Source organism: Klebsiella sp. MBT K-1 (assembly GCF_002556465.1).
In the GTDB taxonomy this organism is placed as follows: domain Bacteria; phylum Pseudomonadota; class Gammaproteobacteria; order Enterobacterales; family Enterobacteriaceae; genus Klebsiella; species Klebsiella grimontii.
The window spans coordinates 1-22,888 of record NZ_PDEL01000025.1 but is presented as its reverse complement, the minus strand read 5'-3'; the positions used below and the strand labels follow the sequence as shown (position 1 = coordinate 22,888).

Annotated in this window: 20 protein-coding genes and 1 pseudogene; 15 read left to right on the top strand and 6 right to left on the bottom strand. The window is 57.1% G+C overall.

What is annotated here, in order from left to right; genetic code table 11:
* The 8 genes from CMQ96_RS26560 to CMQ96_RS26525 all read left to right on the top strand — a co-directional run bounded on the left by CMQ96_RS26560 (position 1) and on the right by CMQ96_RS26525 (position 8,324).
* A complete protein-coding gene (locus CMQ96_RS26560) occupies positions 1 to 675 on the top strand; it encodes a methionine ABC transporter permease (RefSeq protein ID WP_004136721.1) in 675 nt (224 codons plus the stop codon).
* A gap of 22 nt (positions 676 to 697) precedes the next feature.
* Positions 698 to 1,474 carry a MetQ/NlpA family ABC transporter substrate-binding protein gene (locus CMQ96_RS26555; protein ID WP_004136719.1) on the top strand — a complete coding sequence of 259 codons (777 nt, stop codon included), beginning with the start codon at positions 698 to 700 and terminating at the stop codon, positions 1,472 to 1,474.
* A 62-nt stretch (positions 1,475 to 1,536) separates the two neighbouring features.
* The gene (locus tag CMQ96_RS26550; protein WP_049088706.1) at positions 1,537 to 2,583 is read left to right on the top strand and encodes a methionine ABC transporter ATP-binding protein; all 1,047 of its coding nucleotides are present in this window, start codon (positions 1,537 to 1,539) and stop codon (positions 2,581 to 2,583) included.
* 149 nt (positions 2,584 to 2,732) lie between these two features.
* A complete protein-coding gene (locus CMQ96_RS26545) occupies positions 2,733 to 4,436 on the top strand; it encodes an ABC transporter substrate-binding protein (protein WP_064411041.1) in 1,704 nt (567 codons plus the stop codon).
* A gap of 42 nt (positions 4,437 to 4,478) precedes the next feature.
* Positions 4,479 to 5,438 carry an ABC transporter permease gene (locus CMQ96_RS26540; protein ID WP_004136715.1) on the top strand — a complete coding sequence of 320 codons (960 nt, stop codon included), beginning with the start codon at positions 4,479 to 4,481 and terminating at the stop codon, positions 5,436 to 5,438.
* On the top strand, positions 5,435 to 6,385 hold the full coding sequence (gene opp4C / locus CMQ96_RS26535) for an oligopeptide ABC transporter permease (RefSeq protein WP_024357949.1): 951 nt from the start codon (positions 5,435 to 5,437) through the stop codon (positions 6,383 to 6,385). Before CMQ96_RS26540 ends, opp4C begins: the two co-directional genes overlap by 4 nt.
* Positions 6,382 to 7,362, top strand: coding sequence for an ABC transporter ATP-binding protein (locus CMQ96_RS26530; RefSeq protein WP_098067569.1), 981 nt, complete (start codon positions 6,382 to 6,384; stop codon positions 7,360 to 7,362). Before opp4C ends, CMQ96_RS26530 begins: the two co-directional genes overlap by 4 nt.
* Positions 7,359 to 8,324: an ABC transporter ATP-binding protein gene (locus tag CMQ96_RS26525; protein WP_064411035.1), complete on the top strand. Its 966-nt coding sequence runs from the start codon at positions 7,359 to 7,361 to the stop codon at positions 8,322 to 8,324. The genes CMQ96_RS26530 and CMQ96_RS26525 overlap by 4 nt, the downstream gene beginning before the upstream one ends.
* A 74-nt stretch (positions 8,325 to 8,398) precedes the next feature.
* Here CMQ96_RS26525 and CMQ96_RS26520 read toward each other — a convergent pair whose 3' ends face one another.
* Positions 8,399 to 10,804: a membrane-bound PQQ-dependent dehydrogenase, glucose/quinate/shikimate family gene (locus tag CMQ96_RS26520; RefSeq protein ID WP_098067568.1), complete on the bottom strand. Its 2,406-nt coding sequence runs from the start codon at positions 10,802 to 10,804 to the stop codon at positions 8,399 to 8,401.
* Between the two features lie 793 nt (positions 10,805 to 11,597).
* The gene (locus tag CMQ96_RS26510; RefSeq protein WP_004136711.1) at positions 11,598 to 12,506 is read right to left on the bottom strand and encodes a DUF535 family protein; all 909 of its coding nucleotides are present in this window, start codon (positions 12,504 to 12,506) and stop codon (positions 11,598 to 11,600) included.
* Between the two features lie 306 nt (positions 12,507 to 12,812).
* Between CMQ96_RS26510 and CMQ96_RS26505 the strand changes: the two genes are divergently transcribed.
* Both CMQ96_RS26505 and CMQ96_RS26500 read left to right on the top strand, forming a co-directional pair.
* Positions 12,813 to 12,953: a hypothetical protein gene (locus tag CMQ96_RS26505; RefSeq protein WP_098067567.1), complete on the top strand. Its 141-nt coding sequence runs from the start codon at positions 12,813 to 12,815 to the stop codon at positions 12,951 to 12,953.
* Positions 12,954 to 13,231: 278 nt separating this feature from the next.
* Positions 13,232 to 14,569, top strand: a complete 1,338-nt coding sequence (locus CMQ96_RS26500) for a serine dehydratase subunit alpha family protein (RefSeq protein WP_004136709.1) — start codon at positions 13,232 to 13,234, stop codon at positions 14,567 to 14,569.
* A 92-nt stretch (positions 14,570 to 14,661) separates the two neighbouring features.
* On the opposite strand, the gene CMQ96_RS26495 is transcribed toward CMQ96_RS26500, so the two are convergent.
* On the bottom strand, positions 14,662 to 16,080 hold the full coding sequence (locus CMQ96_RS26495) for a Na+/H+ antiporter NhaC family protein (protein WP_004136708.1): 1,419 nt from the start codon (positions 16,078 to 16,080) through the stop codon (positions 14,662 to 14,664).
* A complete protein-coding gene (locus CMQ96_RS26490) occupies positions 16,073 to 17,260 on the bottom strand; it encodes a PLP-dependent aspartate aminotransferase family protein (protein WP_098067566.1) in 1,188 nt (395 codons plus the stop codon). The genes CMQ96_RS26495 and CMQ96_RS26490 overlap by 8 nt, the downstream gene beginning before the upstream one ends.
* Before the next feature lie 468 nt (positions 17,261 to 17,728).
* On the opposite strand from CMQ96_RS26490, the gene CMQ96_RS28780 reads away from it, so the two are divergent.
* Both CMQ96_RS28780 and cspF read left to right on the top strand, forming a co-directional pair.
* Positions 17,729 to 17,899 carry a YnfU family zinc-binding protein gene (locus CMQ96_RS28780; RefSeq protein WP_216356110.1) on the top strand — a complete coding sequence of 57 codons (171 nt, stop codon included), beginning with the start codon at positions 17,729 to 17,731 and terminating at the stop codon, positions 17,897 to 17,899.
* 170 nt (positions 17,900 to 18,069) lie between these two features.
* A complete protein-coding gene (cspF, locus tag CMQ96_RS26485; protein WP_004136705.1) occupies positions 18,070 to 18,282 on the top strand; it encodes a cold shock-like protein CspF in 213 nt (70 codons plus the stop codon).
* A 48-nt stretch (positions 18,283 to 18,330) separates the two neighbouring features.
* Here the strand turns inward: cspF and CMQ96_RS26480 are convergent, their stop codons facing one another.
* Positions 18,331 to 19,203, bottom strand: coding sequence for a LysR family transcriptional regulator (locus CMQ96_RS26480; protein WP_024357944.1), 873 nt, complete (start codon positions 19,201 to 19,203; stop codon positions 18,331 to 18,333).
* 106 nt (positions 19,204 to 19,309) lie between these two features.
* Between CMQ96_RS26480 and budA the strand changes: the two genes are divergently transcribed.
* Genes budA through CMQ96_RS26465 form a run of 3 tightly spaced genes read left to right on the top strand, consistent with a single transcriptional unit; the run spans position 19,310 to position 22,573 of the window.
* Positions 19,310 to 20,089 (top strand): acetolactate decarboxylase, encoded by a 780-nt coding sequence (gene budA, locus CMQ96_RS26475; protein ID WP_098067565.1) that lies wholly within the window; start codon positions 19,310 to 19,312, stop codon positions 20,087 to 20,089.
* 10 nt (positions 20,090 to 20,099) lie between these two features.
* A complete protein-coding gene (gene alsS, locus CMQ96_RS26470) occupies positions 20,100 to 21,779 on the top strand; it encodes an acetolactate synthase AlsS (RefSeq protein ID WP_024357943.1) in 1,680 nt (559 codons plus the stop codon).
* Positions 21,780 to 21,802: 23 nt separating this feature from the next.
* The gene (locus CMQ96_RS26465; RefSeq protein WP_024357942.1) at positions 21,803 to 22,573 is read left to right on the top strand and encodes a (S)-acetoin forming diacetyl reductase; all 771 of its coding nucleotides are present in this window, start codon (positions 21,803 to 21,805) and stop codon (positions 22,571 to 22,573) included.
* A gap of 57 nt (positions 22,574 to 22,630) precedes the next feature.
* Here CMQ96_RS26465 and CMQ96_RS26460 read toward each other — a convergent pair.
* A pseudogene (locus CMQ96_RS26460) lies at positions 22,631 to 22,888 on the bottom strand (ABC transporter ATP-binding protein); the annotation flags it as partial.

Sequence of the window (22,888 nt, the reverse complement as noted above, 5' to 3'; positions counted from 1 at the left end):
ATGAACGGCGCGCTGGCTTTTTTCGCTGCTATCGACTGGGGCGACGTGGCGCAGGCCAGCCTCGATACCTTGACCATGCTGGGCTGGTCGCTGGGCTTTACCGTGCTGATTGGCCTACCGCTGGGAATTGTGCTCTATCTCAGCGGCCAGCCTCGCCTGCTCCATGCTCCGCGCCTCTATCGCCTGCTTTCGCTGGGGGTCAACGTTCTGCGCTCGCTGCCCTTCATCATTTTATTGATTGTGATGATCCCGGTGACGACGCTGATTACCGGCACCTCGCTGGGCGTTGAAGGCACCATTCCGCCGCTGGTTGTCGGCTGCGCGCCCTTCTTTGCCCGGCTGGTTGAGACCGCGCTGCGCGAGGTGGAGCACGGTCTGGTGGAGGCCAGCTGGTCGATGGGCGGCAACACCTGGCAGCTAATCTGGCACACCTTGCTGCCGGAGTCGCGCGCCGGGCTTATTGCCGCCGTGACCGTGACGGCGATTTTACTGGTCGATTATACCTCCATGGCGGGGGTCATCGGCGGCGGCGGGCTGGGTGACCTGGCCATCCGCTTTGGCTATCAGCGCTTCCAGACGGACGTGATGGTAATAACCGTTCTGCTGCTGATTGCTCTGGTGCAGATAGTACAGATGAGCGGCGATCGTCTGGTGAAGGCGATGAGCCGCAAATAACAATAGCTTCAGGAATAAGACAATGAAAAAAACAACACTCGCAGCCGGGCTCCTGGCCCTCTTCGCTTTATCCGCCAGCGCCAACGAGACGCTGACCGTGGGCGCAACGCCGGTCCCCCATGCCGAAATTCTGGAGTTCGTTAAGCCCGAGCTGGCGAAACAGGGGGTCGATTTGAAAATTAAAGTCTTCAACGACTTTATCCAGCCCAACCAGCAGCTGGCGGAGAAAAATCTGGACGCCAACTACTACCAGTACCGCCCTTTCCTCGATAACTACAACCAGACCCGCCACACCCATCTGCTGCCGGTGGTCGGCGTGCATATTGAACCGTTTGGCGCTTATTCGAGCAAATATAAAACTATCAAAGAGGTACCGGATGGCGCCACCGTTGCCATCCCGAACGATCCGGTGAATACCGGGCGCGCGCTGGTGATGCTCAGCAATGCCGGGTTGATTACCCTGAAAAATCCGCGCGATCCGCAGTCGGCGACCAAAGATATCACCGCCAATCCGCACCGTTTTAAAATTCGCGAGCTGGAAGGCGCGATGCTGGCGCGGGCGGTGAATCAGGTCGATCTGGCATTTATCTTCGCCAACTATGCGCTGGAGGCTGGAATTGATACCGATAAGGCGCTGCTGGTGGAAAAAGGTAGCGATCTGTACGTCGAGTATCTGGTGGCGCGTCCCGACAACATCAACGATCCCGGCATTCAGAAGCTGGCGAAAGCCCTGAACTCAGACCGCGTGCGCAGCTTCATTCTCACCCGCTATAAAGGCAAAATCCTGCCCGGTTTTTAATCGCCGGATGTTCATCGGCAGCCTGCGGGCTGCCGCTTAATTTCGTTAACAGAGCCGCCATCGTGACGCAAAAACCCAACCCCACAACGCATATTCAGTTGAGCCAGATAAGTAAAGCCTACCCCAACGGCGTGCAGGCGCTGCGGGATATTAATCTGCAGATAGCTCAGGGAGAAATCTTCGGCATTATTGGCCGCAGCGGCGCCGGAAAATCAACCCTGCTGCGCCTGTTCAACCGTCTGGAAAACGCCGACAGCGGTGAGATTACCATTCACGGCGAACATACGCGGCACTACTCCCGCAGCCAGCTGCGCGACCTGCGCCGGCGGGTCGCGATGATCTTTCAGCACTTTAATTTAATGGCGACCAAAACGGTGGCGCAGAACGTTGAGCTGCCGCTGAAAATGGCCGGCGTACCGCGCGCGGAAAGGCAGAAACGGGTTGATGAGATCCTGGCGCTGGTCGGCCTCAGCGCCCTGCGCGACAGCTGGCCGGCCAAGCTTTCCGGCGGCCAGAAGCAACGTACCGGTATCGCCCGCGCGCTGGTCACGCAGCCGGAGATCCTGCTGTGCGACGAAGCCACATCGGCCCTCGACCCGGAAAATACCCATGCGGTGCTGAAACTGCTTAAAGAGATCAACCAGCGCCTTGGTTTGACCATCGTGCTGATCACCCATGAGATGGACGTTATTCGCACCCTCTGCGACCGGGTCGCGGTGCTTGAGCACGGAGAAATTATCGAACAGGGCGAAGTGTGGCGAGTATTTGGTCATCCCGGACATGCTGTCACGCGAAGCCTGCTCGGCACGCTCCATCATGACCGCGCGGAAGAACGACTCTCGCTGAGCGAAAACCAGCAGCTGGTCACGCTGCATTTTGACGGCAGCAGCGGGCAGGAACCGGATTTACAGCGCATCGCCGCGCTGCTGGGCGCCGATGCCCGCCTGTTATACGGCAGCTGCGAGCAGATTCAGGGACGGGTGATTGGGCAGCTGCGGATACGCCTGGCGAAGCCGCTGGCAAATCCTCATTTACAGCAGCATGCCGGCTGGGTGGCGGACCGCTTAACCCTTTCCGGCGATACGGCAGCAGAGAATGCTGGCGCTTAGCACAAAAATGGCAGATTAATGCCAAATTATGGCTAATGCTAAATTGCTATAAGCCATAGCCTTTCGTTGTTAGACAGGCCGCGGTGCGCCTCTTATCTTTCGTCATGATTTGTAAATACTCTACGCAATCAATTGATGAGGGAGCACTTTTGTCCAGACTACTGCACGGGTTACAAACCAAACAAACGCGGTTCGCGCTTGCTCTGAAGATAGCGTTGCTCGGCGGCGCGGTGGCATTTTCTTCTGTCGCCATCGCCGACGACATTTTAAAAGAAGGGATCACCCCGGCCAGCGATGCCAGCCAGATCCCCGCGGCCGCGAAGCTGCGCAAAGATACCGTCGTGGCCGGCATCTCCGAGCCGCAGGGTATTTTTAACCCCTACTTCTTCGTCAACGGCTGGGATGAGAACGTCACCAACGTCATTTTCTCGCGCCTGATCGACTGGGACAGCCACGGCAAGCTGGTGCCGGGCCTCGCCGAAAGCTGGACGGTCAGTCCGGATAACAAGGTCTACACCATCAAGCTGCGTCCCAATCTGACCTTTAGCGACGGTTCGCCGCTGACCGCCGAGGATGTCGCCTTTACCCTCACCGTGCTGCTGGACCCGAAATACGATGGCGATACCGATATTACGCTCGCCAATATCGCCGGCGGCGCGGACTACAAGGCGGGCAAAGCCGATAGCGTCAGCGGCCTGAAAGTGGTTGACCCCTTAACGCTCCAGGTAACCACCACCCAACCGGGCGCGACGACGCTGGCAAAAATTGGCGGCCCGGTCCTCTCCAAAGCCTATTACGGCAAAGGCTACCAGCGCGGCAATCTCGATTATCTGCGCACCCTGCACGGCAAACCGCTGGGCAACGGTCCTTACGTTTACGACAAATACATCCCTGGCCAGGAGATTCGTTTCCACGCTAACAGCCATTTTTATCGCGGAACCCCGCCGACTCCGCGCTTTATCTATCGCGTGACCAACCCGTCGACCAATTTCCAGCTCTTCCAGACGGGCGAAACCGACTACGACGCCTTTACCTCGCGTCCTGACGATATCGAACAGCTAAAAATGCTCGGCTTTGCCAATATCAACCTCTACGGCTCCAGCGACTACAGCCAGGTGGAATTTAACGTCCGCCGCCCGGCCTTACAGGACGTCAAGGTACGCCAGGCGCTGATTTACGGCCTTGACCGCCAGAAGCTGATCGATGTGGTCTACCAGGGCTACGGTAAAGTGGCGATTGAGCCTATCGCGCCGATCTCCTGGGCTTACAACGCCGACGGGGTTAACCCGTATCACTACGACCCGGCGCAGGCGAAAAAGCTGCTTGACGAAGCCGGCTGGAAACCGGGCGCTGACGGTATCCGCGTTAAAGAGGGCAAACGCCTCGAGTTAACCCTGCTGGTCAGCAAAAAAGTGCTCAACGATGCGCTAATCCCCATCGCCAAAGAGAACTGGCAACAGATTGGCGTGCTGTTAAAACCGCAGGTGGTCGATTTCAACGCCCTGATGGCGCAGCGTAAATCGGGTAATTACGACCTGGCGTCGTTCAGCACCAGCACCCTTAACGACCCGCACGATGGCGTCTGGGATTTTTACAGCGCGGAAGCGAAAGAGTCCGGCTATAACAACCCGCAGGTTGATAAGCTGATAACCGAAGGCAACTCGGTGCTCGATGTGGAAAAACGTAAGCCTATCTACCACCAGCTGTATCAGGTGCTGGCGCAGGACCCGCCGGTGATCCTTCTCGGCTACCGCGAAATTCTCTCGGCGAGCAGCGCCCGGGTTAGCGGCTTCAAACCGGATATCTACAACGGCCTGACCGGCAGCCTGCCGGATGTCAAAATCGTTAAGTAATCCTGAGCCGCCGGGCCTCCCGGCGGCTGACGTGAGAATGTCATGAGAAATTTCATCCTGAGACGGCTGCTGCAAACGCTGCCGATGCTGCTGCTGGCCTCCTTTATCATTTTTATGCTGTTTGCCAAAACGCCGGGCGATTTTATCGATGGCAATATCACCCTCACCGCCGCTCGCGCCGCCGAACTGAAAGCCATTTACGGCCTGGATCAGCCGCTGCTCACCCGCTATCTCCATTGGCTCGGCCAGCTGCTGCGCGGCGATCTGGGGTTCTCGCTGCAGTACCAGATCCCGGTCAGTCAGTTGCTCAACCAGTACATCTGGAACTCCTTCCTGCTGGCCAGCGTGGCGCTAGTGTTCTACTGGGGAATTGGCCTGACGGTGGGCGTGATCTCGGCGCTGAAGCCCAATTCTGCGTTCGATCATCTGGTGAGCGTCGCGGTTTTCGCCGCCATGTCGTTCCCGACCTTTTTCCTCTGCCTGCTGCTGATCAAATGGTTCGCCGTCGATCTGCACTGGCTGCCGGTGGGCGGCATGACCAATACCGGCAGCGACGACAGCGGCTGGGAGTATGTGCTGCAGGTCGCCGCCCATCTGGCGCTGCCGGTACTGGCGCTGGTGATGCTTCAGGCGGGCAGCCTGACCCGCTATTTTCGCGCCAGCATGCTCGAGGTGGTGAAAATGGATTTTATCCGCACCGCCCGCGCCAAAGGGCTGCGTGAACGCACGGTTATCCTCAAGCACGCCCTGCGTAACGCCCTGCTGCCGATCATCACCCTGCTCGGCTTCGAGCTTCCGGGACTGTTCTCCGGGGCGATCATCACCGAAAAAGTGTTTAACTGGCCGGGAGCCGGGCATATTCACATCGATTCGCTGGCCGCCCGCGACTACCCGGTATTAATGGGCTTCACCCTGTTTCTGGCGGTGCTCACCATTCTTGGCAACCTGATTGCCGATGTGCTCTACGCGTGGGCCGACCCGCGCATTCGCGTGAGGTCATGATGCTTAGCTCTCTGTTCTCTTCCAACCGACGCCTGCGCAAGGCGGAAATCCCGGCGCTGGCCCAGGTGACCCCGTCCCCCTGGCGTCAGGCCTGGCGGGCGCTGCGCCGCAACCGGCTGGCGATGCTGTGCCTGCTGCTGCTGACGATTATGGCCCTCTGGTGCGTCCTGGGACCACTGTGGTCGCCGTGGCAAGACGACGCCACCGACGCCCTGATGATCAACAAGCCGCCCGGCGCGGCGCACTGGCTGGGCACCGACTTTCTCGGTCGCGATATCTATACCCGCCTGCTGCTGGCCGGGCGCATTTCACTGATTATTGGCCTGCTGACCATGCTGCTGTCGGTGGCCCTTGGCTATCTGCTCGGCGCGCTGTCGGGCTACGCCGGCGGCCTGACCGATAAACTCATCATGCGTTTTGCCGACCTGGTGATGACCATTCCCGGCCTGCCGCTGCTGATTGTCGCGGGCGCGATGCTCTCCGAACTCGATTTCTCGCCGGACTCACGCATCTATATGGTGGTGATTATGCTGAGCCTGCTGGAGTGGCCGAAGCTGGCGCGGCTGGTGCGCGGACAGTGCCTCTCCCTGCGCGAGCGCGACTTTATGCTGGCGACCCAGGTACTGGGGCTGTCGGCGCGACGCCGCCTGTTTGGTCATCTGCTGCCGAATACGGTACCGATTCTGGTGGTGATGGCGACCATGGCGGTGGCTAACGCCATCCTCAGCGAGTCGGCGCTTAGCTACCTCGGGCTTGGCGTTGTGCCGCCGACGCCATCGTGGGGCAATATGATGGACGCCGCCAACAGCCTGATCGACTTTCAGCGCCGTCCCTGGCTGTGGATGCCGCCAGGGATCGCCATTTTTATCACCGTTATTGCCATCAACGTGCTGGGCGACGGCCTGCGCGACGCGATGGATCCCAAAATGAAACAGAGGCTGAAATGAGTCGCGCATTAATTACCTTTAATCAGCTTTCGGTCTCGTTTGCCGCCGACAAAAGCCGGGTACGCGCGGTGCAGGAGGTGTCGTTCACTATCCGCGCCGGGCAGACCGTTGGCGTGGTTGGCGAATCCGGCTGCGGTAAAAGCGTCACCGCCCTGTCGTTGATGGGCCTGCTGCCGCCGCAGGCGGCGCGCATTGACGGCGGGGAGATACTTTTCGCGGGTCAGGATCTGCTGCGGCTGAAAAACGCCCATATGGCCGATCTACGCGGCAATCAGCTGGCGATGATTTTTCAGGAACCGATGAGCGCCCTTAATCCGGTACTCACCGTTGGCGAGCAGCTGTGCGAACCGTTGATTTGCCACCGCGGCGAGACGCCGAAGCTCGCATGGCAGCACGCTATCCAGCTTCTGGCTGATGTCGGACTGGCGCGCGCGGATAGCCTGATGGCCAGCTATCCGCATCAGCTCTCCGGCGGCATGCTGCAGCGGGTGATGATCGCCATGGCGCTGAGCTGCCAGCCGAAGCTGCTGATTGCCGATGAGCCGACGACCGCGCTGGACGTCACTGTGCAGGCGCAGATCCTGCGACTGCTGCGCGACCAGGCGCGGGCCAACCGGATGGCGATGATGCTGATTACCCACGATCTCGGGGTCATCGCGCAGATGGCCGAACACGTGGTGGTGATGTACGCCGGGCGTATTGTTGAGCAAGGTGCGACAGCGACCATTTTGCGTAACCCGCAGCATCCCTATACTCAGGGGCTGATCGCCTCGCGCCCTGTGCCGGGGGAGCGGCGGCGACGCCTCTACTCAATCCCCGGTCAGGTACCGGACCTCGCCGCCCTGCCCGTCGGGTGCGCCTTCGCCGAACGCTGCGCCAACGCGACTGTACGCTGCCGCCAGGGCGTTCCGCCGCTGGTGGGTCAAACCCAACAGGCGGCCTGCTTTTACAGTGAACTCGCGGAGTCCGTGGTATGAGTCATGAATACATAATTGAAGTGGATGGGCTGAAAAAGCACTTCCCGCTGCGCGATGGGCTATTCGGTCAACAGACCGGCGAACTGCGGGCGGTGGATGGCGTGAGCTTTAAGATTCGCCAGGGAACGATTTTTGGCCTGGTGGGCGAATCCGGCAGCGGGAAAACGACCGTTGGCCGTACGCTGCTGGGGCTGTATGAGAAGACCGCCGGTAGCGTCAAGTTTCGCGGTCAGGAGCTTGCCGAACTGTCGCCGCAGGCGATGCGCGCGCTGCGCCCGAAAATCCAGCTGGTGTTTCAGGATCCCTACAGTTCGTTAAACCCGCGCATACGCATCGGTGACGCCATCGGTGAAGCGATGCTGGAGCACAAGCTGTGTCGCCGGGAGGAGCTGTATGACAAAACCATTGACGTCATGCGCATCTGCGGTCTTGCGCCGCAGCACTACCACCGCTTTCCGCACGAGTTTTCCGGCGGCCAGCGCCAGCGCATCGGCATTGCCCGGGCGCTGATCTTAAACCCGGATTTTATTATTGCCGATGAGCCCATTTCGGCCCTCGATGTATCGATTCAGGCGCAGATTATTAATCTGTTTTCCGATCTGCGCGACGACCACGGGGTGACGTTTTTGTTTATCTCCCACGACCTCGGCGTGGTAGAGCATCTGTGCGATGACGTGGCGGTGATGTACCTCGGCCAGCTGGTGGAGACCGCCGGTCGCGATGCGCTATTCAGCCGACCTTTGCATCCGTATACGCAGGCGCTGCTGGCGGCGGTCCCGACCCTCGACCCGGACAGCGAGCCGCTGGCGGTGGTGCAAGGTGAAATACCCGATCCGTCGAGGCCGCCCGCCGGCTGCCGCTTTTCCTCCCGCTGTCCGCAGGCCAGCGACCGCTGCCGGCGCGAGATCCCGCTATTAAGGGAGGTCGCCGACGGCCACCGCGTCGCCTGCCATGCGGTTTAGCGTCGGCCAGGCTTCAGACCATAAAAAAGCCGCCCACAAGGGGCGGCTGCTTCGTAAGTGCAAATCGGGGTTAATTACTCCTCCAGCGCGAAGGCGATAATATCATCGCCCACGTCCGGCGAGTGGCTGGCGCCCCCGGCGGAGATCACCACGTACTCTTTACCGGTTTTCGGTGATTTATAGATCAGCGGCGCCGCCACGGCGCCTACCGGCAGACGGGCGCGCCACAGCTCTTTACCGGTGGCGGAATCCAGCGCGCGCAGGTAGTTATCCTGGGTTCCGGCGAAGAACACCAGGCCGGATGCGGTTGACGTCGGGCCGCCCAGCGTCGGCATCCCCAGCGGGATATGCATATGCGTTTTCAGCCCCAGCGGCCCGGTATCCTCCACCGATCCCATCGGTACCTGCCACATCAGCTGACGGGTATTGAGATCGATGGCGCTCATGGTGCCAAACGGCGGGGTATTACAGGGGACGCCCAGCGCCGACTGCAAAATATCGATCCGCACGCCGCCGTATGGCCCGGCGATTTGCGGACGCACGGTCCCCATAAAGCCCGGCACCTCGTCGGTGGAGACTTTATATTTCGCCATGTCCTCTTTACGCACCAGCGACATTCTTAGCGGCATACGCATATCGTTGACGAACAGCGTTCCTGTACGCTCATCGATAGTGATGCCGCCCCAGTTCATGCCGCCCAGCAGGCTCGGCCATTCGATATACGGCTTCTCTGACGGCGGCGTGTACATCCCCAGATACGTCGATTCTTTGAAATCGATACGGCACATCAGCTGATCGAACGGCGTCACGCCCCACATGGATTTCTCGGTGAGCGGCTCGACGCCCAGCTGCGGCATACCGGTGGAGAACGGCTGGGTGGCGGAGAGGTGTTCGCCTTCCGCGCCGTCGTGGGCGACGGGCCGTTCTTCTACCCGGGTTACCGGCTTACCGGTGCGCCGGTCAAGCACGTAGATTTGCCCGGTTTTGGTGGTCTGGATCAGGACCGGAACCTCTTCGCCCCGCTCATTTTTCATATGGAACAGCACCGGCTGCGACGGCAGGTCGTAATCCCAGATATCATGATGCACGGTCTGGAAGACCCACTTCGTCTCGCCGGTGCTGGCGTCCACCGCCACCACGGAAGAACCGTATTTCTCTTTGGCCGCGTTGCGATCGCCGCCCCAGTAGTCCGGCGGACCGTTACCGGTCGGCAGATAAATCAGGTTCAGCTCTTTATCAAAGCCCGGCACCGTCCAGACGTTCGGCGTTTCAAGGGTGTAGACGCGGCCTTTTACCGGGTCGGTAACGTTTTCTGGCTGGCCGACGTCCCACGCCCACACCACGTTTCCGTTTCGTACGTCAAACGCCCGTACCACGCCGGAAGGTTCGCCGTGCACGATATCGCGCACCCAGCCGCCGAGGACCGCAATATGCCCCATAATCACCGGCGTCGAGGTCGGGTGGTAGCGTTTGCTGTTTTCGGTATTGTCCATCCCCTGCTTCAGATCGACGCTACCGTGTTCGCCGAAGTCGTCGCACGGTTCGCCGGTTTTGGCGTTCAGGGCGATCAACCGGGCGTCGACGGTCGACACCAGGATACGCTGCGGGCACTGCAGCAGCGCCGGGCTGGCCTTCTCTTCCGCGCTCAGCGAATCATCGCTTTGTACATCGTAATAGCCAACGCCGCGGCAGGTGACGTGTTCGGCGGTACCTGCGTGCGGGTCAAAACGCCAGCGCGCTTTACCGGTATCCGCATCCAGCGCGGTGACAACGTTCAGCGGCGTACAGGAGTAGAGCGTGTCGCCAATTTGTAGCGGGGTATTTTCATCGACGCCAATGCCGGCGCCGGTAAGACGGCGGCCGGTGTGGTACGTCCAGGCGACTTTCAGATTTTTGACGTTTTGCGGGGTAATCTCATCGTACGGCGCAAAACGGGTGCCGGAGGCATCGCGACCGAAAAACGCCCAGTTATCGCTTTTCGACGCGAGGGTCGGCGTTGCGTCGCCGCTCGCGTTGACTACGCCGTTATGAATGGCGCCGTGCGGGTAAAACGCCGATACCAGGGTCGCCAGCAGCACGAGGAAAATCGCCGAGGCGCTCCAGTTGGCGTAGCGCCGCCGCGCAGGCCGCATCGGCAGCGTCGCCGCCAGCCACAGGGCCAGCATCAGCATCAGCGCGGGAACCACCAGCCGCGGGATCAGGCCCCAGTAGCTGAACTGCACTTCATACAGCGCCCAGCAAAGGGTCAACAGGAAAGTCAGAATGGCAAAAGGCAGGACATAGCGGCTGCGGATGAGATAACCGACGGCGATGAGCAGATAAGCGAGACCGGCTAACAGGTACCAGGCGCTGCCGCCGAGAGAGAGGAGTTTGCCCCCCCAGAGAGTGAAAAAGAGTCCAATGCCAAAGCTGAGTAATACAAAAAGTAATCGGTAAACGGTGAAGAAAACCCCTCTCCCGCTACCTTGTCGTTCGTCCATAGTTCATTCCATACGACTTCAGTCGAAAAAACCAAAACATCTAATATAAATAGCGCCTTATCGAACAGATAAGAGCACAGACCGCATATCATGTTGGTTGGACGCTCCCGGACAGAGCGAAGAACGTAAGGAATTATATTCATTTGTAAAAATAATGTAAAACTATCACGCATGAAATGTTTAAAATTTTTTAATTTATAAAAGTAAGTTGCGCGGATACCAGGCTATAACGACTGCCGCAGGGCCGCGTGGCGCCCGACGTTCAGCCTCCCTGGCGCCGGAGATATCAGCCGTGCCTGCGATGGCGAACGAGTAAAACCCAGCTAACCCAGCCTCCATCGCAAAACGATCTCTCGCTGAATACCGAAACCCTGAACGATGGCGCTGGTGAAAACCCGCCTCCGGAAACGGGGACTGTTGAATCAGCGCAACAGCAACGGCTCGCGGTGCCGTACGGCGCAACGGTTATTTAAAACGCCGAATGGCGATTCGCTGACTGGATGCATCAATATTCAGAGGCAGCATGTCTTTAAATCGCAACAACGACGGACGCGTCAGTAATGCTGAAACGGATCCTTTCATTTTTGGCATGAATAGCCAGATGCGTTTTTATCGTCATATTATCTGCGCCCCCAGGAGATCTCTACAATTGGCCTTATCTCTCTTAACTATGCCCATTGCTTTAAGGTTTCTCAGCTTTCCTGTTATGAAATTATTGTCCATCAGCGCAGGTTTATCCCGATATTGCCGGTGGGCAGCCCCCCGCCCGCCGGCAAATACGCAGCGAGGGTAATTAGCCGTTACGCTTGACGCAAATATCGCGTAGCGCGGCGGCAAGATCCAGCTGTGCGAGCTCTTTCAAGCCTTCTCGCTTGATAAACTGGCTGCGGTGCTTGCTTTTAACCTCTTCCAGGCTTTTCTTTATCTCGCTCGGCGGTAATTTATACCAGCCGCGACGATGCTTCTCGCCGCCAATTTCCAGCCAAAGCTCAGAATAACTGGTTTTTACTCTCTCACTTTTAACATGATAATGGCTGTCAATCGCATAGATCTCCTTGATATTGAAATGCGATAAAAAGCCGTACAGCAGCGTGATAATTAAGTTTTTAGGGCGGATGCCGTAAAGCTCTTTGGTCAGCGCCTTCACTTCTTCATTATCAATGTCTTTCCCCCCCTGGATCCCGCCAATCCACGCCTGACCATCTGCGGTACAGGAAAAACAGATACTGTAGACGCGCCTATCGCCGAGGAACATTAACAGCATCAGCTCCCCCTCCTCCTGAAAAGGCGATGCCAGAAGCTTCACATCAATACAGGTACCGTTTTTCAGCGGAATAGCGATTAATGAACGACCGAACGCCGCCATATCGTACAGCTGCGGCAACGCCTCGGGACGGAAGGTTTTCTCTATAAAATTCAATGCGCCATGAGCAATATTGAGTTTCGCTCTTTTTGACATTTTTTTATTTAAATAGGCTTTGAAGGGTTTATCTTCAAAGTTAACCAGCCCCTCGGTTGCGCCGGTTAATTTCGCGCAAGCGTAGTTTTCACATAATGTCTGATATTCCTTATATTTCCCTCCGATTAGCGATATCTCGCGGCATTTACGCAATGCCTTTTTATAGTTGAGTTTAACGTGACAAATAAATTTATTATTTTTCCGCCATTCTTTGATAGCGGCTACTGCGGTTGTCGAAGCCATTGACCATAATCCATAGATACATCCATAAGCCCGCCAATATTAGCATAGTTTATACAAGTCAATGTTTAACTTACCGGTCGTTGTCGATTCGTTTAATAAATAATTTGCTCAGCGCTAAAATAAGCGCCGCCAGATTCTGAAATAGTCTTTCAACTATTATTATTGGTAGGTTGCCGGTTATTTCCTTCTTTAACAGAACCTACCCGCACTTACCGCTCTGTGCTGCCGGCGCGCGCGCCGGGTGCATCCCCCAGCCGTTTTGCCTATACTTGCTCACGGTCAAAACTGAACTTAAGTGGGTAACGCATGGAAATTGATCTCGATAACCTGGTCTTTAACGGACTGGAAGAAGCGCAAGAGCGCAACGCTGAACGTCTTGAAGATGCCGATAAAAAAGCGCAGGCCATTGTTGCCGATGATGACTGCGGCGACGCCTGTAAGATCTAACCGCTAAACCGGCAATCCTGCCGGTTTTTTTGCCCACCTCGCCGCCCCCCGTCGGTCTTAAAAGCGTCTTCAGCGCGTCTTTCAAAGAAAATTTTTCTCCGGATACGCCATTTTACAAATTTAACCTGCAACTTTTTTCTCTGCCGGGTGCGGTAATATTCTGACTATCGTCCCTGTCGGCCATACTGCCCTCCCTCGGCCCGCAGGCGTAAATCCACGTCGGGAAAGGACGCCTTCGCTCGACGGACATTTTTCTGTACCGACCCAGAGGCTCAGTCATGTCATACCGGGAAAATCATGCTCAATGGAACGCCTTTATTCACGCCCTGAAACAGGAAGTCAAACCCGCGCTGGGCTGTACCGAACCGGTCTCCGTCGCCCTCGCCTGCGCCGTGGCCGCGCGGCAGCTCTCCGGCGCGGTGGTGCGTATTGAAGCGGCGGTTTCGCCGAATTTAATGAAAAACGGCATGGGCGTGACTATCCCGGGGACGGGAATGACCGGCCTGCCTATCGCCGCGGCCCTCGGCGCCATCGCCGGCGATCCGCAGGCAAAGCTCGAGGTGCTGAAGAGAGCCACCCGGCGGGAAATGGAAGCCGCCAGGGCGCTGCTTGAGGCCGGCGCCGTGCGCGTGGTACTGCAGGAGCCCTGCGATGAGATTCTGTACGTTCGCGCTAAGGTCTACGCGGGGGATGAGCACGCGACGGTGACCATCATCGGCGACCACACCAACGTCGTGGCCATTGAAAAAATGGGCCACTCCCTGTTTATCAAGCACGAAAGCGCGGCCAGCGATCGTGGCGTCGACCCGCTGACGCTGGTTGCCCGCAGCTCACTGCGCGATATCTATGATTTCGTTTGCGAGGTTCCGCCGCACGAGATCGCGTTTATTCTCGAGGCGGGCGCGATGAACGACGCCCTGTCAAAGAAGGGCCTGGTTAAGGAGTGGGGTTTGCATATCGGCCCGACTCTGAAGCGCCAGGTCGACAACGGGCTGGTTTCCGACGATATGTTTACCGAGATCCTCTACCGCACCAGCGCCGCGTCGGATGCCCGGATGGGCGGCGCATCGCTACCGGCGATGACTAACTCCGGTTCCGGCAACCAGGGCATTACGGCGACCATGCCGGTGGTGGTGGCCGCCGAACGTCTTAACGCCAGCCGGCAGCAGCTGGCCCGCGCGCTGGCGCTCTCGCACCTGGTCGCCATCTATATCCATTGTAAACTCCCGCGCCTGTCGGCCCTGTGCGCCACCACCACCGCCGGGATGGGCGCGGCGGCGGGGATTATCTGGTTAATGAACGGCAGCTTTGACACCATCGCCATGGCGATCAACAACATGATCGGCGACGTCAGCGGCATCATTTGCGATGGCGCTTCCGGCAGCTGCGCCATGAAGGTCTCCACCAGCATCTCTTCCGCCTGGAAAGCGATTCTGCTGGCGCTGGATAACTCCGTCGTTTCCGGCAACGACGGCATCGTCGATCGCGATGTGGAAAACTCGATTGCTAATCTTTGCGCCATTGCCGGGCGGGCCATGCAGCACACCGACCGGCAAATCATCGAAATTATGGCGCACAAGCGTTATCAGGCGGTAAGCGCCGGGAACGAAGCATAACGCGGGGTGAAATATTCTACACTGGCGTTATTTACCGCGGCGCATTTTTTGGAGCAATAACTTTAGGCGTAACCCGTTCTTAACCCTATGAATTAAAGAGTAAAACCGACGATTAAATAAACCATGAGCGCCAGGCTCCCCGTCACCAGGGCATAGGGCATTTGGGTACGAATATGCTCAATATGGTCGCAGTTGGTCGCCATCGAGGCGACGATAGCATCGCTGGAGATCGGGGACGTCATATCGCCAAAAATTGAGCCGGAAATCGCGGCGCCAATCATAAAGTGCGGATCGATGCCTAATGAGACCCCCAGCTGAACGCCGATCGGGATCATAATGGCGAAGGTTCCCCATGAGGTGCCCGTCGCCAGCGACATGACCGCAGCAATCAGAAAGATAAAGCCGATCGAGAATCCGGAGGGGATCACGCCGGAGGTAATGGAAGCGATATACTGCCCGGTATTCAGTTCCGCTGAAATATGCCCCATCAGGAAAGCCAGGATCATGATTGAGCTAATTTTCACCATGCTGGCGTAGCCGATATACAGCTCTTTGAAAAAGTTCTCAACGTTCAGAATACCGCGCGCGCGGAACCAGATAAAAGAGACGACGGTACCAAACATGACGCCGGAGTAGACCGACATCGAACCGCTGCCTTTGGAGAACTGTCCATCGCCGGTGATATATAGCACCACCGGAACCATTAAGACGGTGGAAAGAATCGGAATAAAGAAGTTGAGCAGCGAGTGACAGGCCGGGTGATCGATAACAGGGTCCGCTTCGTCTGCCCCCTGCTCTTGCTCGATTTCCATCAGCGCGGTTTCAAACTTTAGCTCCGCCTTTTTCATCGGCCCCCAGCTGCAGCCGGAGAGAATATAAAACAGCACCGAGGCTAATGAAAACCAGGCCATCGTGTTCCAGATCATCGAGCTTGCCAGGACTTCAAAAGGCTCGCCGGTCAGGTAACCCTGCGCAATCTGCACCCCGATAACGCCCATCATCGCCGCCCCCCAGCCGTTGATCATCACCGACGAGCAGACCGATACGCAGGAGGTCTGGATAATATAGGACATCTTTTCCGGCGAGACTTTATAGCGCCGGGCCAGGTTTTTTGTCGAAGCGCCGGCGATCAGCTGGTTTATCGAGCTCTCGATAAAAATCAACGAGGTCACCAGCATCGCCAGCAGCTGTACCGATTTTTTATTGGTGACAAAATCGTTTTTTTCCGAGAGAAACTGCACCAGTTTACGCACCCCGCCGGTCACCACGATCAGCCGCATAATGCCGCCGATCATCACCATAAACACAATCGTTCGCGCGTTACCGGCGGAGGCGAAGGTTTCGATAATCCCGTTCAGGGTGCCGCCAATCCCCTGAATAATACTGTGGTTAATCACCGCGTAGCCGACAAAAATACCGGTCAGCAGCGAGAGGATCACCTGGCGGGTCAGGATCGCCAGAATAATCGTGACCAGCGGGGTAATAATCGTCCAGATACCGTAGTCATGCATGATGATTATCCTGTGTGATGTCCATAGCGGCGAAAGCGCTCTCCAGGTCTTGCAGCAAATCATCGATATGTTCGATGCCGACGGAGAAACGCAGCGTCGTGTCGTAAACCCCGATGGCTTCCCGCTCCTCTTTTGACATCGCCCCGTGGGACATGGAAGCCGAATGGTTGATCATGCTCTCCACTCCGCCCAGCGATTCCGCCAGCACAAAATAGTGCAGACCGCCAATAAAGCGTTTCAGGCTCTGGATATCTCCCTTCAGCGTCGCGGTCACCACCGCGCCGCCCGAACGCATTTGCTGCCTGCAAAGCTGATGCTGCGGGTGCGACGGCAGGCCCGGGTAGTAGACGCTGGCTATCGCCGGATGATTTTCCAGATATTGCGCTACCCGTAGCGCATTGCCGCACTGACGCGCCATGCGCAGATCCAGCGTTTTCATGCCGCGCAGGGCAAGATAGGCATCGAATGGCGAAGCAATAGAGCCGAGTGTGGTTTTAATGAAATCAAGACGGGACGCCAGCGCTTCATTATTAGTGATCACCGCGCCGCCAATTAAATCTGAATGCCCGCCGACATATTTACTGGTAGAGAGCATGACCATATCCGCACCCATTTCAAGCGGCTTATGGTTCCAGGCGCTGGCAAAGGTATTATCGACGCAGGTAGTAATAGCGCGTTCTTTGGCAATACGACAAATCTTCGCAATATCGACCAGTTCCAGTAAGGGATTCGTCGGCGTTTCAATCCAGATTAACGCCGTATTTTCCTGAATAGTGTTTATCAGGCATTGCTCATCATTCAGATCGATATAAGAAATCGTGACGCCGGTGGTATGCGTTTTTAATTTTTCAAACAGCCGCCAGGTTCCGCCGTAGACGCCTTTCATCGCGATAATATGGGCGTCTTTGGGTAAGAGCTCCATAACGATATTGGTCGCCGCCATTCCCGAGGCGGTGGCGGTGGCGTAAATGCCGCCTTCCAGTTCGGCGAGAGCCGATTCATAAGCTTTACGCGTTGGATTAGAGACCCGGGAATAACAAAAATCGCCACCTTCATACAGATTAGGTTGAATAAATGAGCTGGCCGTGACGATCGGGGTAAATATAGCATGGGTTACCGGATCGGATTGATTTCCAGCATGAACCGCCAGGGTAGCAATATCTTTAGTTCTGGTTTTCATAGGGTACACTCAAATTATTATCAGATATAAAATGTCATGAGCTCTTATTGTCATGGTCAGCGCAGCTGGCGAATAAAACAACCGCCAAAACTCCGTTTAATAGCCTAAAAAATATGACTAGCGCATCATTAACAGCATGATTTGCGTTGCCCGACTACCGTTAAAATATATATCAGGCGGGAAAGAAAATTTTGCCTATTTTCCCTCTAATCAGGGAAAAATGGAGAAAAACGTTCTCTGGCAACCAAAGTTCGTATCTTTTAATGCATTGATATAAAACGATTTAATTTTAGAGGGTGATGGTAATCACAAAAAAATAGGGGAAAATTCCTCTCTTGCGCACCTGGCCAGGCCTGCGTTTGCGCGCTCTTCCGCTCGTCACCCGCGCCGCTGGCTGCCCAGAATGAGTTAGAGCTATTTGCCGCGAAATGCTGTATGGTCATACACTCTTAAATCAGGAAATATCATATGTCAGAACGCAAAGACGCTAAAACTCGCCGTAATTATCTCGTTAAATGCTCCTGCCCTAACTGCTCTCAGGACTCAGAACACAGCTTCAGCCGAGTCCAAAAAGGTGCGCAACTCATTTGCCCCTACTGCCATAAACTCTTTCAGTCCTCATCACGATCCGCTGCATAATTATTCCCTTGCCAGATGCCGATTGCCGCGCGTGATTGCGCAATAATCAGCCAGCGCCGAACTCATTTGGCAAAAAAAGCCCGCCTGCGCGGGTTTTATTTTGATTTGAATAGACTTCCCGCGCGCTTACGGTATAGTCGTGCCGGTTTTCATATTTAAAAGGTATTTATTTGTTCCAAAAAATGACAGGTATTGTCAAAGCGTTTGATAATAAAACAGGCAAAGGCCTGATAATCCCCTCCGATGGTCGTAAAGACGTTCAGGTTCATATTTCCGCATTATCGCCCGGCGAACCAACCACAATCAGCCCCGGAATCCGCGTCGAATTTCGTCGAGTCAACGGACTGCGAGGCCCAACCGCCGCCAACGTCTACCTTTCTTAAACAGTTTTAAAAAGCGTTAAATATTTCCTGTCGTCGTCACTCCGCCGGTTAAAACATGGCCAAAAAACGCTTCACCGTGCGCGAGCGCTCGTAGCGCCGCCAGGCGATAGCGATATCGGTTTTCAGCGGCGTCCCCATCAGCGGATGATAGCTCACGTTGGGCAGCGTGATGCAGGTCATCGACTGCGGCACCAGCGCAAAGCCGAATCCGGCCTCCACCATGCTCAATGACGATGAAATTTGCGATGACTGATAGGCGCTTTGCATATCAATACCGGCGCGCAGATAGCTGTTATACACCAGTTCGTAGAGTCCGGGAGCCACTTCACGCGGGAAAAGAATCGGCGCCACGTCCGTCAACTGCTCCAGCGTCAGCTCGCGGTGGGACGATAGCGGGTGCGAACGCGCCAGGGCAATCACCATCGGTTCTTGATCGATAATCCGCAGATTGAACGCTTTACTGCTCTCACAGGGCAGGCGCACAAAAGCAATATCCAGCTCCGCTTCGCCAAGCGCCCCCATCAGCGTTGCCATATTGCCCTCGACCTGATGTAACGTCACCCCCGGGTAACTTTGCTGAAATTGCTGTAACAGGCTAAAGATTTGCGGATGAAAAGCGTCGGAGCTGGTAATGCCCAGCGAGAGGCGACCGTTCAGCCCGCGGGCAATTCCCTTGGTTTTTTCCAGCGCCGCGTCGCTTAACGCCAGAATCTGGCAGGCATCCTCATAGAACGACTCCCCCGCTTCCGTCAGCTCGACGCCCCGCGTTAAACGGCGGAAAAGCGGTGTGCCAATTTCTCTTTCAAGCCTTTGAATTTGCTGGCTTAGCGGGGGCTGGGAGATGCCAAGTTCTTTTGCCGCTTTAGTGAAGTGCCGCGCCTCGGCGACGGCGACGAAGTAGCGCAAATAACGAAGTTCCATATCGAAAACGTCTCAAACAATCATAGATTCTATATTGGAACTGTGAGCTGAATCGGGTCAACATTTATTTAACCTTTCTGATATTCGTTGAACGAGGAAGTGGGCAATGAACCATTCTGCTGAATGCTCTTGTGAAGAGGGCCTGTGTGAAACTCTACGAGGATTTTCCGCGCAACATCCCGATAGCGTCATCTACCAGACCTCTCTGATGAGCGCGCTGCTTAGCGGCGTTTATGAAGGTAATACGACCATCGCCGATTTGCTCACCCACGGTGATTTCGGCCTCGGGACCTTTAATGAACTGGACGGCGAGCTGATCGCGTTTAGCAGCGAAGTTTACCAGCTGCGCGCCGACGGCAGCGCCCGCAAAGCCCGTATGGAACAGCGTACGCCGTTCGCGGTGATGACCTGGTTTCAGCCGCAGTATCGCAAAACGTTCGATAAACCGGTCAGCCGCGAACAGCTGCACGACATCATCGACCAGCAAATCCCGTCGGACAATCTGTTCTGCGCCCTGCGTATTAACGGCCATTTTCGCCACGCCCATACCCGCACGGTACCGCGCCAGACGCCGCCCTATCGGGCGATGACCGACGTACTCGACGACCAGCCGGTTTTTCGCTTCAACCAGCGCGAGGGGGTCCTGGTTGGGTTCAGAACGCCGCAGCATATGCAGGGCATTAACGTGGCCGGCTACCACGAACACTTCATCACCGATGACCGCCAGGGCGGCGGCCATCTGCTCGATTATCAGCTCGACCACGGCGTGCTGACCTTTGGCGAGATCCACAAATTGATGATTGACCTTCCTGCCGATAGCGCCTTCCTGCAGGCGGATCTGCATCCAGACAATCTTGATGCAGCCATTCGCTCAGTCGAAAACTAAGGAGATTCTCGTGGATAATCAACATCAACCGCGCCAGTGGGCGCACGGCGCCGACCTCATCGTCAGCCAGCTTGAGGCCCAGGGAGTACGCCAGGTGTTCGGCATTCCGGGGGCCAAAATCGATAAAGTCTTCGATTCGCTGCTCGACTCCTCCATTCGCATTATCCCGGTGCGCCACGAAGCCAACGCCGCCTTTATGGCCGCCGCGGTTGGCCGCATCACCGGCAAAGCGGGCGTCGCGCTGGTCACGTCCGGACCGGGCTGCTCTAACCTGATTACCGGGATGGCAACGGCCAATAGCGAGGGCGACCCGGTGGTGGCGCTGGGCGGCGCGGTAAAACGCGCCGATAAGGCCAAACAGGTGCACCAGAGTATGGATACGGTGGCGATGTTTAGCCCGGTGACCAAATACTCGGTGGAAGTCACCGCGCCGGAAGCGCTGGCGGAGGTTGTCTCCAACGCGTTTCGCGCAGCCGAGCAGGGACGCCCCGGCAGCGCCTTCGTCAGCCTGCCGCAGGACGTGGTCGACGGGCCGGTCCACGCCAGGGTTCTGCCTGCCGGCGATGCGCCGCAGACCGGCGCGGCGCCGGACGAAGCCATTGCGCGAGTCGCGAAGATGATTGCCGGCGCGAAAAATCCGATATTTCTGCTCGGCCTGATGGCCAGCCAGACGGAAAACAGCGCGGCGCTGCGCGAATTACTGAAAAAAAGCCATATCCCGGTAACCAGCACCTATCAGGCCGCCGGCGCGGTCAATCAGGACCACTTTACCCGCTTCGCCGGGCGGGTTGGGCTGTTCAACAACCAGGCAGGGGATCGACTCCTGCATCTCGCCGACCTGGTCATCTGCATCGGCTATAGTCCGGTGGAGTACGAGCCGGCCATGTGGAATAACGGTAACGCTACGCTGGTGCATATCGACGTGCTGCCCGCTTACGAAGAGCGTAACTATACCCCGGACGTCGAGCTGGTCGGCAATATCGCCGCCACCCTGAACAAACTGTCTCAGCGCATCGACCACCAGCTGGTGCTGTCGCCGCAGGCCGCCGAGATCCTGGTCGATCGCCAGCATCAGCGGGAGCTCCTCAACCGCCGCGGCGCGCAGCTGAACCAGTTCGCCCTGCATCCGCTGCGCATCGTTCGCGCCATGCAGGACATCGTCAATAGCGATGTCACCCTGACCGTCGATATGGGGAGCTTTCATATCTGGATCGCCCGCTATCTCTACAGCTTCCGCGCCCGTCAGGTGATGATTTCCAACGGTCAACAGACCATGGGGGTGGCGCTGCCGTGGGCGATTGGCGCCTGGCTGGTCAATCCGCAGCGCAAAGTGGTTTCCGTTTCCGGCGACGGCGGTTTCCTGCAGTCCAGCATGGAGCTGGAGACCGCCGTACGGCTGAAAGCGAACGTCCTGCATATCATCTGGGTCGATAACGGCTACAACATGGTGGCGATTCAGGAGGAGAAAAAATACCAGCGGCTCTCCGGCGTTGAGTTCGGCCCGGTGGATTTTAAAGTCTATGCCGAAGCCTTCGGCGCCAAAGGGTTTGCGGTAGAGAGCGCCGAAGCCCTTGAGCCGACGCTGCGGGCGGCGATGGACGTTGACGGCCCCGCCGTCGTGGCCATCCCCGTGGATTACCGCGATAACCCGCTGCTGATGGGCCAGCTCCATCTCAGTCAAATACTTTGAGTCACTACAGAAGGAATCTATCAATGAAAAAAGTCGCACTCGTCACCGGCGCGGGCCAGGGTATCGGTAAAGCTATCGCCCTTCGCCTGGTGAAAGATGGTTTTGCCGTGGCTATCGCCGATTATAACGACGCCACCGCACAGGCGGTCGCCGATGAAATTAACCGCAGCGGCGGCCGGGCGCTGGCGGTGAAGGTGGATGTGTCTCAACGCGATCAGGTTTTTGCCGCCGTCGAACAGGCGCGCAAGGGCCTCGGCGGTTTTGACGTGATCGTCAACAACGCCGGGGTTGCGCCCTCCACGCCAATCGAGGAGATTCGCGAGGACGTGATCGATAAAGTCTACAATATCAACGTCAAAGGCGTTATCTGGGGCATCCAGGCCGCGGTCGAGGCGTTTAAACAAGAGGGCCACGGCGGCAAAATCATCAACGCCTGCTCCCAGGCGGGCCATATAGGTAACCCGGAGCTGGCGGTCTATAGCTCCAGTAAGTTTGCCGTGCGCGGCCTGACGCAAACCGCCGCCCGCGATCTGGCGCATCTGGGGATTACCGTTAACGGCTACTGCCCGGGGATCGTCAAAACCCCAATGTGGGCGGAGATTGACCGCCAGGTTTCCGAAGCGGCGGGTAAACCGCTGGGTTACGGAACCCAGGAGTTCGCCAAACGCATTACCCTTGGACGGCTATCCGAGCCGGAAGACGTCGCGGCCTGCGTCTCTTATCTCGCCGGTCCGGACTCCAACTATATGACCGGCCAATCGCTGCTGATCGATGGCGGCATGGTATTTAACTAATAATAAATAAGCTCTGACATGGTTTGCCCCGGCTTCACCGCCGGGGCTTTTTTTATCTCAACCTTTCGGGAAGATCCACAGGTCGCTGACGGGCAACGCCAGATGGCAACGCTCGGCATCGCGCAGCGCGCTGCCGTAGGCGCGTATGGCGAAATCATCGCCTTCGGTGCGAAACAGATACTCCCAGCGGTCGCCGAGGTACATGCTGGTCAACAGCGGCAACGCCAGCATGTTCTCTTCAGGCGCCGAAGCGATGCGCAGGCGCTCAACGCGGATCACCGCCGTCGCCTCTTCCCCCACGCTGACCCCTTCCCC